Below are 15,435 nucleotides of genomic sequence, written 5' to 3'. Positions count from 1 at the left end.
TACGGACCCCAAGTGATGACAAGATCGTGACCGAGCATTCTAACCCCACGCCCGCGACGCCGCTCAAGCGTTTGCGTGCCGCATTCGGCGCCCTGCCGCTGTCCGCGCTATTGCGCTGGGGCGGCCGCGCCTTGCTCGCGTTCGCCGCGCTGTGGGTGCTCGTCGCGCTCGCGCTGACGCTCGCGTGGAACTTCTGGCTGCAACCAAGGTTGCCCGAGGTGAAGGCGAGGCTCGCCGCCGAGCTGGGCGCGCTGATCGGCCGGCCGCTCACCATCGGCACTCTCTCGGCGAGCTGGCAGGCGCTGGAGCCCACGCTTGCCGTCGGTGACATCCGCATCCGCAACGCCGACGGCAGCGACCTGCGCGTGGGTGAGGTGGCGTTGACGCCTTCGTGGTCGTCGCTGTGGCACTGGCAGCCGCGCTTTGCCAGCATCCGCGTGCAGGGGCTGGAGCTTGCGCTGACGCGCGCGCGCGACGGCAAGTTGAGCCTCAACGGCATCCCGCTCTCGGGCGAAGGCGGCAAGGGCGAGGGCGAGCGCGTCGTCAACTGGCTGATCGCCCAGCCGTCCATCGTCGTCGATGCCAAGCGGCTCGCCTGGCACGACCTGCAGGTCGGCGTCGGCCCGCTGACGGTGTCGGACACCCGGTTGACCCTCAAGGACACCCTGCTTGGCCACCGGCTGCGCCTGGAAGGCCGCCCCGACAGCCGTTTTCTCGGCAGCTTCCTGTTCACCCTTAGCTGGCGCGGCGACGAGCTCTCGCGCTGGCGCGAATGGATGGGCGACGCGCAGCTGGTCGCGCGCGACGGCCGCTTCGGCTGGTGGGAGCGCTACGCGCCCGAGTTGCCGCTGGCCAGGCGCGGGCGCGCCAGCGTTGACATGCGCGCAGCGTTTGCCGGCGGCGAGCTGACCGTGCTGGCCGGCACCGCCCTGCTCGAACAGGCGGCGCTGGCGGGGCAGGGGGGAGAACAGCTTGCCCTGCCCAAGGTGGCCGGGCGCATCGACTACCGGCTGGAGGGGAACGGCGAACATGTGCTCGCCGCCGACCAGCTCTATCTCACCACCTCGCGCGGCCCATTGTTCGAGAACAGCCGGCTGAGCGCACGCTGGGGGACGCAGGGCGGCGAGGCCAGCGCGAGCGGGCTCGACCTTGCGCCCCTGTTGCCGGTGCTGATCGCGGCGCGCTTGCTGCCGGAGAAACCCTGGTCGACCGCGGCGCTGACCGGCAACCTGAGCGAGCTTGCCGCGTACTGGCAGGGTAAACCGTCCGCGCCGCAAGGCTACCGGGTCAGCGGGCGGTTCAGCGACCTTGGCTGGCACACGGTCGGTGCCTTACCCGGTGTGGCCGGCGGCTTCTCCGGCCGCGTTGCGTTCAGCGATCAAGGCGGCTCGGTGGTGCTCGCCGGCCGCGACGTGACGGTCAGCGCGCCGGAAATCTTCGAGCGGCCGTGGCAGCTGTTGCGCGCCGACGGCGAGGTGAGCTGGCAAAAGCAAGGCAACGCCTGGCAAGTGAAGTTACCTGGCCTGAAACTGGTCACCGGCGACTTCGAGGGCGAGGTCGGCGGCACGCTGGGCGTGCAGTCCGGCGGCGCGCTGCTGGCCGACTTCAAGGCGCGCGTGCCTGAGGTTGCGTTGACCCGTGTCGAGCGCTACCTGCCACGCGAATTGGGCGAGGAGACCCTGCTCTGGTTGCGCGAAGCGCTGCTTGGCGGACAGGGGCGTGAGGTCGAGGCGGTGCTGCAGGGCGACCTGAACGCCTTCCCGTTTGCCAAGGGCGAGGGCGGCCGCTTCGCGCTAAACGCGAAGATCGTCGACGGCGCCTTGCGCTTCGAGCCTGACTGGCCGGCGATCGGCAAGATAGACGGGCGGCTCGAACTCTTGAACGACAACGTGACGGTGCGCGCGAAAAGCGCGCAAAGCGCGGGCGCGGCGCTTGCCGACGTGGTGGTGCGTCTGCCCGACCTTGCTACGCAGGACGCGCGCCTCGACATCGCGGGGCGGGTCGACGCGCCGCTGTCCACCATGCTCGCGTATACGGTGAAGAGCCCGGTTAACGGCTATCTGGACGGTTTCCTTGGCGAGATTTCCGCCACCGGGCAGGCGAAGCTCGGCCTCAAACTCGACATCCCGCTGGAGGCGCCCGAGAACACCCGCGTGAAGGGGACGCTCGCGCTCGCAGGGAACGACTTGCGTTTTACCGGCCTGCCGATCCCGCCGGTGACGCGCGCGAAGGGCGAGCTCGTTTTTACCGAGTACGGCGTCGACATCGCCGGCATGTCGGCCGAGGTGTTCGGCGCGGCGCAGCGGCTGAGCGCCCGGAGCACGCCGGACGGCGTGTCGCGTTTTGCCATCCGCGGCGAGGCCGACACCCGGCGCCTGGTCGGCTACTACCTCCCGCCGCTCGAGCGTTTCGTGGGGGGTGTTAGCCCGATCGACATCGACTTCACGCTGAAAGACGGCGACCTGGTCTCGCTCCTGGCGAAAAGTCCGCTGACCGGCACCCGCATCGACGTGCCACCCCCCGCCTTCAAGGCCGCCGACGCGCGCTGGCCGCTTGCGTTGTCGATCAAGCCGGTGCGCGAGGACCTGGAAATCGACTGGTCACTGGAAGGGCACGCCGCAGGCGTGGTCCGGCTTGACGGGCGCGGCGATTTGAAGGGCGCCAGCGTCGGCGTCGGCCGCGCTCCGCCAGCCTTGCCCGCGCACGGGCTCGCCGTCGGCGTTGCCGCGCCCGCCCTCGACGCCAGCGCGTGGCTGGCGCGGTTGGGCGGCGCAGGCGGTGCTGCTTCGCACGCAGGGCCTAGCCTGCCACCTTGGCCGGTCAGCGTCGACGTGAGGACGGCCAACATTGTTGCCGGCGGCAAGCCGCTGGGCGCAGTAGATTTTTCCACGCTGGTCGATGCGCACGGCGCGCACGGCGACGTGGACAGCGCCCTGCTGGCTGGCCGCTACCGCTATGACGCGCAGGCCGCCGCGCTGCAACTCGACCTGGACCGCCTCAAGCTGCCGCTGCCCGAGCTGGGCGGCGCGGGGGCTACGCCCGCCAGGCTGCCGGCGCAGCTGGTCCGGCTGGTCGACGTGAAGATCGCCAACGTCTACTACAAGCAGCTCGATCTGGGGCGCCTGAACGCGCGCCTGAGCGCGCTCTCTGGCCAGTTGCGGCTGGGTTCGGCCTCGCTGGTGTCGCCGGCCGGTGCGATCGAGCTGACCGGTACCGGTCTTGCTCCTGACGCCGGACGTTTTGCGCTGGCGGTGCGCTCGGCCGATATCGGCGCGCTGCTGACCCGCTTCGGCATGCCCGGCGCGGTCAGCGGCGGGCAGGGCGCGCTGACCGGCGAGCTTGGCTGGCCGGGGGCGCTCGGCGACTTTTCGGTCGAGAAGCTCAGCGGCAACCTGCGGCTGGACGTGAAGGACGGGCGTTTCGCCGGTTACGACCCGAGCGTCGCGCGCCTGTTGTCGGTGTTGTCGTTGCAGTCGGTCGGCAAGTTGTTGAGGCTCGATTTTGCCGGCGTGTTTGACAGGGGCTTTGCGTTTGACAGCATCAAGGGCAATATCGCGGTGAACGACGGGGTGTTCGCGACGGAAAGCCTGCAACTGAAAAGCGTGCCGGCGACGGTGGCGATCGCGGGCAAGGTCAACCTCAAGACCGACACGCAGGCCTTGACGGTGACGGTGACGCCGAGGCTCAGCCAGGGCGTCGCGCTGGCGGCGGGCGCGGCGATGCTCAACCCGATTGCCGGGATCGCGACGCTGGCGGCCGAGACCATCCTCGGCAATCCGTTCGACAAGGTGTTCCGCAGTGTCTACAAGGTCAGCGGGCCGATCGCGGACCCCAGAGTCGAGCGGGTCGAGTCGGCGCTGGCAAGGCCCAAATGACGGCCATGGCAAAAGGAGGGGGGATGGATCGCTTGAAGGTCGCCGCGGTGCAGATGGTGTCGACCACCTCGGTGGACGGGAACCTCGCTCGGGCGCAGGCGCTGGTGGCAGAAGCCGCGGCAACTGGCGCGCGCCTGGTCGTGCTGCCCGAGTATTTCTGCCTGATGGGGCAGCGCGACACCGACAAGCTGGGTGTCGCCGAGGCGCACGGCGACGGCCACTTGCAGCGCGCGCTGGCCGAACTGGCGCGCGAGCACCGCATCTGGCTGGTCGCCGGCACCCTGCCGCTTCTCTCGCCCGAGCCGGGCAAGGTCTACAACAGCACGCTCGTCTACGCGCCTGACGGGCGCGAGGCGTGCCGCTACGACAAGGTGCATTTGTTCGGCTTCTCCGGCTTGGGCGAGCGTTACGCCGAGGCGGACACCATCCTGCCGGGCGATGCCCCCGCGAGTTTCGGGATGCCCGGCGCGCAGGTCGCGCTCGGCGTCTGCTACGATCTGCGCTTTGCCGAGCTCTTCCGCTCGCTAGCGCCGTTCGACGTGCTGGTGTTGCCGGCTGCATTCACCGCGATTACCGGCGAGGCACACTGGGAGGTGCTCCTGCGCGCACGCGCGATCGAGAACCAGTGTTACGTTGTCGCCAGCGCGCAGGGGGGCTTGCACGAAAACGGCCGGCGCACCTGGGGTCACAGCATGATCATTGACCCCTGGGGCCGTATCGAGGCCTGCCTGCCCGAGGGCGAGGGCGTCGTGGTCGCCGAACTTGACCCGGCGCGGCTCTCTTCGGTGCGTGCCCGGTTGCCGGCGCTGGATCACCGCGTCTTTTGAGAATCCAAGGAAACCATGAACCCACAACACGAACAACTGGCGCAGGAACTGATACTCGCACCGGGCAGCGTCGACGAGGCGGTGCTCGAGGCGACTTTCGCGCGCCTCTCCGCGCCCGGCGTCGACTACGCCGACCTCTACTTCCAGCGCACCCGCAACGAGGGCTGGAGCCTGGAGGAGGGCATCGTCAAGGCCGGCAGCTTCAGCATCGACCAGGGCGTCGGCGTGCGTGCGGTCAGCGGCGACAAGACGGCGTTCGCGTACGCCGACGAGATCAGCGCGGCGTCGCTTACGCGCGCGGCCGACACCGTGCGCGCGATCGGCCACGGCAGCGGCGTGCTGCAAGTCGGTGCCCCCAGGCCCACGCGCGGCACCGTGCTTTACCCGGCGAGCGACCCGGGCAACGCGCTTGATGCGGCCGCCAAGGTCGAGCTCCTGCACCGCATCGAAAAAATCGCGCGCGCGATGGACCCCCGCATCATCCAGGTGATGGCGAGCGTCGCCGCCGAGTACGACGTGGTGTATATCGCGCGTGCCGACGGCGTGCGCGCGGCCGACGTGCGCCCGTTGACCCGGGTTTCGGTGCTGGTGATCGTCGAGGAAGACGGCCGGCGCGAGCAGGCCGGTGCCGGCGGCGGCGGCCGTTTCGATCTCGCGTACTTCACCGACGAAGTGGTGACCGGCTACGTCGAGCGCGCGGTTCGCGAGGCGACCACCAATTTGCGCGCGCAGGCGGCGCCGGCCGGGCAGATGACGGTGGTGCTCGGCGCAGGTTGGCCGGGGGTGCTGCTGCACGAGGCGATCGGCCACGGACTGGAGGGCGACTTCAACCGCAAGGGCACCAGCGCGTTCGCCGGGCGCATCGGCGAGCGGGTCGCCGCGCCGGGGGTGACCATCGTCGACGACGGCACCTTGCAAGGCCGGCGCGGCTCGCTTTCGGTCGATGACGAGGGCGAACTCACCCGTACGACGACGCTGATCGAGGACGGCATCCTCAAGGGCTATATGCAGGACGCGATGAACGCGCGCTTGATGGGGATGGCGCCGACCGGCAACGGCCGGCGCGAGTCGTACGCGCACATCCCGATGCCGAGGATGACCAACACCTATATGCATGCCGGCTCGCACGACCCCGAGGAGATCATCGCGTCGGTCAAGGATGGCCTCTACGCGGTCAACTTCGGTGGCGGCCAGGTCGACATCACCAGCGGCAAGTTCGTGTTCTCCGCGTCCGAGGCGTGGAAGATCGAGAACGGCAAGCTCGCCTACCCGGTCAAGGGTGCGACGCTGATCGGCAACGGCCCGGAAGTGCTCAAGTACGTGGGGATGATAGGCAACGACCTCGCGCTGGATACCGGCGTCGGCGTGTGCGGCAAGGAAGGGCAGAGCGTGCCGGTCGGCGTCGGCCAGCCTACCCTGCGTATCGACGGCGGGCTGACGGTCGGCGGCACCGGCGGCTGACCCGGCACGGCCGGCCGCAAGCCTTGCGCTTGACGGCCGGCCGTTCTTGCTGTAAAAACCACGGCCTTGCAGGTTTTTTGACGTTCACGCTTCATCCTCACGCGCCTTCGGCGCTCCTTCACGGGGTTCTACCCCCTGTCTTCAAGCGGATGATTCCCCTGGCCGGGCTGGTTCCCGCGCCACACTGCGTTCGTCCACGCAAACCTTCAAATCGAGACCGCGGCTGGCAGGATGCTGGCCGCAACTTTTGGATCGCGCCCGCCCCGCCGTCGCATTGCCGTCACATTCGGCAGGCACACTGGCACTCGCATGAGCCATGGGAGGACGCAGCAATGACAAGAAAGACAAACGAAATGACCGAGAAAACCGGAACCCTGATGACCATCGCCCAACTGAAGGCGGGCTACCGCGTGTGCGAACACCTGGACTGCGGCGCGGTACGCCACTACGAAGTGCTGAAAGTCGCGCCGGCCGGACGCCGCGTGGAAGTGACCTTCGCGACCCATTGCGGCGCGGACAGCGTCAGCTACCCCGCCGACGCCTTCCTGTACGCGCACGTCTAAGGGCGTGCCCGCCAGCTCGCGCTCTGACGCGAGACAAGGCAAAAACGGCTGGGGAAGCGCAGTGCACAGAGGGCCATGCGCATTCCTGAACCGTCTTTAACGCCGCATCGCGGCCGCACGGATTCCGGGCGGCCGCGCCCGCCTCAGCCAAGCAAGGGCGGCTTCATTCGCCCGCCTGTCCCCAGCCGTTTTCAAACACCAGCGCCTCGCGCGCGCGCGGGCTGTCCCAGCCGGCGCTCTTGAGCATGGGCTCCGGGTAGAACTCGGGCACCGGCCCGATGCACAAGAGCGCGACCGGCGCGCTGCCCGCGGGCAGCCCGAACATTTCGCCGACCACCTCCGGGTCGAAGATCGACACCCACCCCAGGCCCAGCCCCTCGGCGCGCGCGGCGAGCCACATGTTCTGGATCGCGCACGCGACCGACGCTACGTCCATCTCGGGCAGTGTGCGCCGGCCGAGCACGTACTGTTCGCGCGCGTTCGGCAAGGCGACCAAGAGCAGCTCGGTGCACTCGCGGATCCCTTCCAGCTTGAGCCGGCGCACCTCTTCTGCGCGCTCGGGGATCGCCGCCGCGGTGCGCGCGCATTCTTCCTTCACATGGCAGTGCAGCGCCTCGCGAAGGCGGGCGTCCGTCACCCGCACGAAGCGCCACGGTTGCATGTAGCCGACGCTGGGCGCGAGCAGCGCGGCGTCGATCAGCCTGCCCAATTGCCCGTCTTCCATCGGCGCGCCGGTAAAGTGGCGCATGTCGCGCCGCTCGCGCATCACGCGGTAGATGGCGGCGATATCGGCGTCTGGGTAGCGGTGCGCGTTCATGGCGGGGTCTCTCGGCTAAGGGGGCGACATTCTAGCAAAGCGGCGCGCCGTCTTGCGAGCGCCCCAGCGCTGCGAGGATGGCCGCCTTGTCGCAACGGTTGGCCGCGAGCATGCCGGCCTCGTCGAGGGTGCCGCCCGCGTTGAGGTAGCCCAGCGCGTGCCAGGCGCCGGCGCTGTTCGCGATCGGCCACAAGAGCCCGGTCAGCGTATGCGCGCGGGTGTGGCCGCACAGCACGCGCGTCGCGCCGGCCGGGAACGCCGCCTCGCGCGCCGCGGGCGGCACGCAGTACGCGCGCTCGGTGTCATCCCGCCCGTCCTGCAGTCGGGCAGGCTCGATCAGCGCGACCACCTCGTGCGCGACGCCTTGCATGGAGAGCGCGGCGGACGCGGCGAGGCACTCGCGTAGCTGCGGCGCACCCACCGCGATCAGTTGCAAGGCCTTGGGCGCGTCGCCCACGCTTTGCACCACCGCCCAGCCTTGCGCGACGGCCTCGCGCGCGGCCTCGGCGTCCAGCACGCGTGCGTGCACGCGCTTGGGGACGACCAGGTGGTAGATACGGCCGCTGCTCGCGTAACAGGCGTGCAGCGCGGCGACCGCGCTGTCGGCGTCGACCGGGTACAGCACGCGGCAACTGTCGGCCATCTCGCCCAACAGCGCCTCGGCGAGCGTCGGGTCCTGGTGCGACTGCTCGTTCTTGCCGTTCTCCCAGGTGTGTGAGGTCGAGATCACCGGCAGCGAGCGCCAACCGGTGGCCTGCCCGGCCTCGCGCAGGTGGCGCGCGAAGATGATGTCCTGGCGCAGCGCGCCGAGCATCTTGACCGCGAACGCCTCGTAGCTGGCGACCAGCGCGAGCCCGCCCTTGTTGGCGATCGCCGCGCACACCACCGCTTCCTCGTTGAGCGCGGTGATCACCGCCCCGTCAAGGCTTTCGGCGATGCCAGGTTCAGGCGCGAGCACGCGGTGCTTCAACTTGTCGAGCGTGCGGCACAGCCTGTTGCTGCGCATCTCGTCGGGGTTGCCCACGCGCACGCGAAGCCCAGGGTTGGCGTCGACGATGTCACAGAACGCCAGGTCGATCGCGTCCATCGGCGAGAGCGGGCCTGCCGGCAAGCGGGTGTGAGGCAAGGCGGGGCAGGGTACGTCGCGCCTGGCGAGCGGATGGTCACGCTCGGGCGGCCGCCCCTGCGTTTCGTGGGTGGCGAGCGCCGCGCGCGCCTCCTCGATCGCCTGAGGGCTTTGCCAGAGGAGTGCAGCGCCCGCGTTGAAGAGCGCGCGCGCGTCGGCGTCGGTGGCCGGGTTGGCGGGCAGCGGCAGGTTGTGCGCGGCCTGCGTGCCCGCGCCGGGGAAGCCCCAGCCCTTGTCGGTGACCGCGATTACATACGGCAGCGGCACCGGCAGGCGGGTGCGGCCGGCAGCGAGCGCGCCGGCGGTCGCCTGCAATCTCTCCTCGGCGTCTATGACCGCGCAGGCGTAGGCAGCCGGGTCGCGCCCGTCGATCAGTACCGGCGCGAAGCCGTTGAGCCTCAGGTGCGCGTCGAACCAGGCGACGCCGTCCGTCCGGCCCATGCTGGTCTTCTGGTCGATGCGCCGGCCGTTGGCGATCATCACCGGCACCGCCAGCCCGCAGTCATCGGGCCGCCACCAGCGCGCCATCCAGTCGCTGCCGCGCTGCTCCTCGAACGCGCCGTCCGACAGGAAGGCGACCAGCCGCTCACCCGGCAGCGGCAGGTGCACGTACTGCAGTTCGGCAAAACCGAGGTAGCCGCCCTCGATCAGCGCGCCGGCAGTGTGCGCGTTGACGTGGCTGCCCAAGGGAGAGGCTGGACGTCCGTGCGGGTCGGTCTCGTACGAGTAGAAGTCCTGCGCCAGACGGCTCAGCCCCGCGTCGCTGACGTCGTAGCGCGCGGCGTGCGCGGCGCCCATGTTGCCGGCGAGCACGTTCAGCGCGTCGACGCCGGCCACGCAGTGGCCTTGTCCCATCAGCCAGGCGCGGGTGTGGCCGCTCAGGGCGTTCGCCGCGAGGTAGCCCGCGTAGGCGACGGCGATGTTCAGCGAGCCGCCGGTGTGGCCTTCCGGGGCGCTCTTGAAGTCCTCGGCAGCGAGCGGCGCGCCGTCCAGCCGCACCCGCCGCGCGTAAGTCATGTGCGCGACCAGCCACATGCCGGCAGAGGCGAGGGTGTCGGCCGCCTCGAAGCGGCGGTAGACGGCGGCGACGTCGGCGGCGAGCCCCCCGGCGACGAGGCGCGCGGCGAGCGCGTGCACCGCGAGCTGCACGCGCTCGCCGTGGCGGATCGGCCCCTTGCCCGCCGCCCAGCGCGCGAAGGCGGGGTCGGCGCTGCGCAGCAAGGCGGCGTGGCGCTCGGCGCGGAACAGGGTCTCTTCGCTCTCGGTGCTCATCGTGCGCTCCTTCCGGCGGGCGTGATGAGAAAAGCATACGCCGGCGCAGGCCGGCGGTCACCCGCTTACAGCGCGATCTCGAGCACCCGGCGGATGCGCGCCTCATCGAGGTCGCCGCGCTCGCCCAGCCGGGTGAGGCCATGTTCGGCGAGCTTGGCGATAACCGGTGCGATGTCCGCCGCCTGCATGCCGTCGTCTGCCAGGTGCGCGGGCGCGCCAAGCTCAGCGAAGAAGCGGCCCGTCGCGGCGATGGCCGCGCCCACGCGTTCATCGGCGCTGCCGCCGGTGATGCCCCACACCCGCTCGCCGTATTGCAGCAGCTTGTCGTGCTTGCCCCCGCGCTGGACGGCGAGCACGGCCGGGTAGAGCGCGCCCAGCGTCCTGCCGTGGTCGATGCCCAGGCGCGCGGTCACCGCGTGGCCGATCATGTGCGCGGCCCAGTCGTGCGGCACGCCGACGCCGATCAGCCGGTTAAGCCCCAGTGTCGCGCACCACATCATGGTGCCGCGCAAGGCCAGGTCGTCTGGCTTGGCCAAAAGCGCGGGGCCGGTCTCGATGAGCGTCAACAGCAGGCCCTCGGCGAAGCGGTCCTGCACCGGCGCGCCGGCAGGGTAGGTCAGGTACTGTTCGAGCACGTGCACGAAGGTGTCGACGACGCCGTTGGCCGTTTGTCTTGCCGGCAGTGACAGCGTGGTCGCCGGGTCAAGCAGCGCGAAACGGGGGAACAGCAGGGGGGACGAGAAGTCGAGCTTGTCGCCGCTGGCGCGGCGGCTGATCACCGCGCCGTCGTTCGACTCGGAACCGGTCGCAGGCAGGGTCAGCACTACGCCCAGCGGCAGCGCGCGGGCGAGCGGCTCCTGGGCAGAAACCAGTTGCCACGCGTCGCCGTCGTGGCAGGCGGCCGCGGCGATGAACTTGCAGCCGTCGGCGACCGAACCGCCGCCGACCGCCAGGATGAAGTTAAGCGATTGTTCCCGGCACAGGCTTGCCGCGCGCAGCAGGGTATCGGCGTCAGGGTTGGCTTCGATGCCGGAAAATTCGGTGACGTGAAAGCCGGCGAGCGCGCGGCGGATGGCAGGCAGCGTGCCGTTTCGCTCGGCGCTGCCGCCGCCGCTAGCCAGCAGCACGCGGCTGCCGGACGGGATCAGATGGGCGACTTCAGGCAGGCGGCCGGCGCCGAAAACGATGCGGGTAGGGTTGTAGTAATCGAAGGCTTGCATGGCGGATCGGGCTCAAGGCTTGTGCGCGGACGGGATGCCCGCGCCTTGCCCAACCGTAACGCCGGCCTTGCCGTGCAGGTGTTGCGCAAAATCAGACAGGCCCGCTTACAGCACCCAGCCTGCCACGCTGACCACCATGCACAGGCTGCCGCCCAGCACGAAGAGATGCCAGATGCCGTGGCCGTGGCGGATCTTCTCGTCGTTGATGAACCAGTACACGCCCACGCTGTAGGTGACGCCGCCGGCTACCAGCCAGGCGAGCCCCGCCGTGTCGAGGTTCTCGGACAGGGGGCTCGCGGCCACCACCGCGACCCAGCCCATCACCAGGTAGATCAGCAGTGACAGCCAGCGGCTCGGGCTTTTGCGCCCGTAGGTGAGCTCCTGCACGATGCCGACGATGGCAAGCCCCCACACCACGCCCAGCAGGCTCCAGCCCCACGGCCCCTGCAGGGTGACCAGCGTGTAGGGCGTGTAGCTGCCGGCGATCAACAGGTAGATCGCGCAGTGGTCGAACTTCTGCAGCACGCGCTTGGCGCGCCCCTGCACCGAGTGGTACAGGGTGGAAATCAGGTAGAGCAGGACCAGCGTGCCACCGAACACGCTGGCGCCGACGATGCGGTACGGGTCGCTGCTGCCGACGGCGACCGTCAGCATCCAGAGCAGCGCGCCGACGCTGGCAACGGTGCCCAGCAGATGGCTGATCGCGTTGAAGCGTTCCCCTTGGTACATGGCAGGTCCGATCGTATGGGTGGTTGTTTGCCGTGGCGGCGTGTTCTGGTGGCTATGGTCGCCCGCCCGCGGTGTCCGGGTCAAGGCTGGGCTGTGCCGCTTCGCCCGCTGCCGGCGCCGGCAGTGCCGACCTAAGCCCTGCAAACGACGCGAAGGCGTGGACGCGGGCGAGCCTGGCTAGGCAGAGCAGCCTGGCCGCCTGCTGCCAGCGGCGCGGCCCGACCAGCAGGCCGAGCGTGGCGCGGTCCTGCCTTGCCAGAAGGCGCAAGGTGTCGAGCCCCTTGTCCGGCAAGGGGCGCAGTGTGAGCCGCGGGTCGGCCAGGCGTGCGCACTCCGCGGCGGCTTCCGGCGCGGCGTAGACGTCGATGCGCGCGTGCGGGTAGGCAGCGCGCAACGCCGGCAGGTCTTCCGCCCAGCGCCCGGATGGCGTGAACGCGTAAAGCGCGAGCGCTTGCGGGCAACTTGCCGGCAGCAAGGGCGCCGTGGCCGGGCGTGCCTGCCAGAAATCCGGGCCGGGTAGCCTGTCCAGCGTGTGCAGCACCTCGCCGCGGCCCTTGCTCGCCGCCAGCAGCTCTTGCCAGATGGCCTGCGGCTCGAATTGCGAGCGGTAGAGCCCGCACAGCCGGCGTTTGGCTTCCTCGGTGTCGCCCAGCCCCAGCTGTTCGCTCTTGATGCGGCAGCCGGCCGCCCTGAGCCTGGCCAGCACCTGATGGGCGGCGCCCGGCACCCGCGCCGCGTAAGGCAGGTCCTCGTACAGCCTGACCGTCGGCGTGGCGGCGCCCGCGCGCGACAACACGCTGAGCCAGGCGTCGCGCGTCGCGACATGGTCGGCGTGGCCAAGCCCCAGCGGCAGCCACACTTCCGCGTAGCGGGAAAGGTCGACCGTTTCGCTGATCAGCGTTTTGAGCGTGTCGATGTCGGCAGTACTCGGTGGCCGCCCGACAAAGGCGCCGATCGCCGCGAGCGCGCGCTCGATCACGGCCGCATCGTCCGCGTCCAGCCCGTACGGGCGCAGGTGGCGCAGCGGCGCATCCTCGAAACCGAGGGCAAGGTGGTGCCCGGCCAGCATCGCGGCGGCGAGCCTTGACTCGGCGCAGCGCAGCGCGCTGACCTCGCGGGTGCGCGGCAGCGGGTTGCCGGGCTGCCCTGCGCTGCGGGTGAAATTGCTGCGGCCGACGGCGCTGACGAGGGTAAAGACGCACGATTCGCGCAGCGAGAGCATGTGCGCGCCGATGCTGAAGACCGCGTCATCCATATGTGGCTCGGCCACCAGCACAGGCCGCCGCGTCGCGGGGAGGTCGGCAGGCGCGGCCTCGATGCACCAGCCAAGCGCGGCGAAGGCCGCGAGCCGCCCGTTTTCGTACTCGTTGGCAGGGCTGAGTTCGCCCGCTTGCTGCAGGCGCCGCCAGAGGCCGGCGTCGGCCGCGTCAAGCGTGGCCAGCGTGCCGCCCGTCAGCTCGCCAAGCCGCCCCTCGGCGTCAAGGCGCAGGTTGGGGTTGGCCAGGAAGCGCGTACGCATGCCTAGCCCGCCGCGGGTATCGGCATGGGAAGCAGCGCGACGGCCTGCGCGCGACAGAGCGCAAGCACGTCCTGCTGGTAGCCGGCATCCAGCAGCGGCGGAGGCGCAAGCCACCGCCCATCGCTGACGATGCCGGCCGGTGGGCCACCCGCGCCGAGCATGGTGACCAGTTCGCGGGCGGCCGCGTCCGGCGTGCGCATGCGCACGAAGTGTCTCAGCAGCAAACGCCACGGCATGCCGCGGCCGAGCGTCATCGGCGTGCGGCAACTGCCCGGGTCGAAGCCGCAGACTCGGATGTCGTCTTTCGCGTAAGCAGCTTGTAGCGCGAGACCCAGTGCGGCGAGCGCGCGCTTGCTGCGCGCGTACGGGCCGAATACCGGCACGAAGGGCTGGGTGGGGCGGGCCAGCTGGTCGATTTCGCTGGCGCGGGTGTCCGCCTCGTAGATCACGGCCGAAACCAGGTTGACGATGCGGCCGTTGCCGGCTCGCGCGAGTGAGGCGCGCAGGGCCTGCATCAGGACGAAGGGCGCGAGCGTGTTGACGGCGAAGTGGGCTTCGACACCATCTGCGGTGTAGCGGTAGTCGCCGAGCATCAGGGCCGCGTTGTTGACCAGCAGGTCGACGCACGGGTAGTCCCGCGCGATCGCGTGCGCGGTGTGCGCGAGATGCGCGGTATCCGTGAGGTCCGCGAGGCGCGCGTCGTCGCCTGGGCCGGCGCGCCGGTTGACCGAGACCACGTGATAGCCCGCGTGGGCCAGACGTCGGGCCAGTTGGCAGCCGATGCCGGAGGTGGTGCCGGTGACGACGGCGACCGGGCGCCGCGTCATTCGGTTCTTACGCCGCCGCCGCCCTGGCCCGCCAGCGGCGTGTAGCCAAGGCGACCGGCCACCCTCTTGGCCAGCCGCCCGCCCTGTTTGAGCAGGCGGCCCAGGCTATGGTTGAGCGCGTAGGCGTGGGCGAGCAGGCGCTTGCCCCGGTTAAGCCGTACCGGCAGGTCCTGCCGTACTGCCGCAACCTCCATCAGGTGCGGGTAATCCTTGCGGAGCTGCCGGTATTCGGCGGCGTGCCAGGGTTCATTGCCGCCGGCGCCAAGCAGACCCAGGAAAACCTTGCGAAAGGCCAGGTAGGCCAGCTCGTCCGGGTAGCGCCCGAGCAGGCCCTGCTCATCCAGTGTCTTGCGTACGTAGTGGTAGGCGCGGATGTCGTCGTGGATATAGCGGCCGGCCTGTCCGGTCAGGCTGCCTTGCCGGCGCACGTAGTGGTAGCAGGCGCCGTCCAGCTTGCTAACGCTGCTTGCGTGGCAGAAGGCGGCCACGTCGACGCACATGTCCTCTGAGTAGCGGATGTGTTCGGGGTAGCGGATGGCGTTCTCGACCAGCAAGGCGCGCCGGTAGACACGGGTCGGCGGCCACGACGGTGCCTGCAGCGACAGGACGTTGGACAGCCATCCGGCCTGGCTGGCGGCGGCGGGTAGCGTGATTAGCTCGCTGTGTTCGGGGTAATCGACCCTGAGGTCGGTCACCAGGATGTCGCACGGTGTCTCGGCTAGTTGGCGCGCGATGCGTGCAAGGGCGCCTGCGTCGATCCAGTCGTCACCGTCGAGTTGCCAGAGGTAGTGGCCCCGTGCCGCGTCCAGCGCCGCGTTTCTTGCTGCCGAAACGCCGCGGTTGGGCTGGGTTAAGACACGCAGGCGAGCGCACTGGTAGATGGCGATGACTTCGCTGGTGCGGTCGGTCGAGCCGTCGTCGATCACGATCAGCTCGTAATCGTCGAAGTCCTGTGTCAATACCGAGCGCAGGCAGCGGCCGATGTATTTCTCGATATTGTGCGCGGTCACGACGACCGAGAGCAGGGGCGCTTTGGGCATGGATTTTTGTGTATGGAAAAGGTCAGGTCGAGCAAATGTTTGTGTTTCCTTCTGTTGAAATAGACCTTGCGGCCATACCCGGCAAGCCCCTGTCATGAATATTGTCAGCTTGAATATCCATGGGTATCGCTTAGCGTTGAGGAATAGGGGTGCGGCGCT

General features: G+C 69.7%; 11 protein-coding genes. 4 read left to right on the top strand and 7 right to left on the bottom strand.

Annotated elements, in window-relative coordinates:
- Positions 1-26 precede the first annotated feature (26 nt).
- From E5K04_RS01105 to E5K04_RS01090, 4 genes are all read left to right on the top strand, one after another.
- Positions 27-3,875: a YhdP family protein gene (locus E5K04_RS01105; protein WP_168929120.1), complete on the top strand. Its 3,849-nt coding sequence runs from the start codon at positions 27-29 to the stop codon at positions 3,873-3,875.
- 23 nt (positions 3,876-3,898) lie between these two features.
- Entirely contained in the window at positions 3,899-4,702 is an 804-nt protein-coding gene (locus E5K04_RS01100) for a carbon-nitrogen hydrolase family protein (protein ID WP_136551055.1), read from the top strand.
- Positions 4,703-4,717: 15 nt separating this feature from the next.
- Positions 4,718-6,163 (top strand): metalloprotease TldD, encoded by a 1,446-nt coding sequence (gene tldD / locus E5K04_RS01095; RefSeq protein WP_136551054.1) that lies wholly within the window; start codon positions 4,718-4,720, stop codon positions 6,161-6,163.
- A 353-nt stretch (positions 6,164-6,516) separates the two neighbouring features.
- On the top strand, positions 6,517-6,726 hold the full coding sequence (locus E5K04_RS01090) for a hypothetical protein (RefSeq protein WP_235844202.1): 210 nt from the start codon (positions 6,517-6,519) through the stop codon (positions 6,724-6,726).
- A 163-nt stretch (positions 6,727-6,889) separates the two neighbouring features.
- On the opposite strand, the gene bluB is transcribed toward E5K04_RS01090, so the two are convergent.
- The 7 genes from bluB to E5K04_RS01055 all read right to left on the bottom strand — a co-directional run bounded on the left by bluB (position 6,890) and on the right by E5K04_RS01055 (position 15,276).
- Positions 6,890-7,543 carry a 5,6-dimethylbenzimidazole synthase gene (bluB, locus tag E5K04_RS01085; RefSeq protein WP_136551053.1) on the bottom strand — a complete coding sequence of 218 codons (654 nt, stop codon included), beginning with the start codon at positions 7,541-7,543 and terminating at the stop codon, positions 6,890-6,892.
- Between the two features lie 31 nt (positions 7,544-7,574).
- Positions 7,575-9,941: a phosphoketolase family protein gene (locus E5K04_RS01080; RefSeq protein ID WP_136551052.1), complete on the bottom strand. Its 2,367-nt coding sequence runs from the start codon at positions 9,939-9,941 to the stop codon at positions 7,575-7,577.
- 65 nt (positions 9,942-10,006) lie between these two features.
- Complete coding sequence (locus E5K04_RS01075) at positions 10,007-11,161, bottom strand: iron-containing alcohol dehydrogenase (RefSeq protein WP_136551051.1); 1,155 nt, start codon at positions 11,159-11,161, stop codon at positions 10,007-10,009.
- Positions 11,162-11,266: 105 nt separating this feature from the next.
- Positions 11,267-11,890, bottom strand: coding sequence for a PAQR family membrane homeostasis protein TrhA (gene trhA, locus E5K04_RS01070; RefSeq protein WP_136551050.1), 624 nt, complete (start codon positions 11,888-11,890; stop codon positions 11,267-11,269).
- Between the two features lie 52 nt (positions 11,891-11,942).
- Positions 11,943-13,409: a PIG-L family deacetylase gene (locus E5K04_RS01065; protein WP_136551049.1), complete on the bottom strand. Its 1,467-nt coding sequence runs from the start codon at positions 13,407-13,409 to the stop codon at positions 11,943-11,945.
- Between the two features lie 2 nt (positions 13,410-13,411).
- Positions 13,412-14,236: an SDR family NAD(P)-dependent oxidoreductase gene (locus E5K04_RS01060; protein WP_136551048.1), complete on the bottom strand. Its 825-nt coding sequence runs from the start codon at positions 14,234-14,236 to the stop codon at positions 13,412-13,414.
- Positions 14,233-15,276, bottom strand: coding sequence for a glycosyltransferase family 2 protein (locus E5K04_RS01055; RefSeq protein ID WP_168929119.1), 1,044 nt, complete (start codon positions 15,274-15,276; stop codon positions 14,233-14,235). The genes E5K04_RS01060 and E5K04_RS01055 overlap by 4 nt, the downstream gene beginning before the upstream one ends.
- Positions 15,277-15,435 lie beyond the last annotated feature (159 nt).

It is taken from the genome of Crenobacter intestini (assembly GCF_004919095.1).
Classification (GTDB): domain Bacteria; phylum Pseudomonadota; class Gammaproteobacteria; order Burkholderiales; family Chromobacteriaceae; genus Craterilacuibacter; species Craterilacuibacter intestini.
Note: the sequence above shows the minus strand (reverse complement) of the source record. Positions and strands in the feature narration are given on the sequence as shown.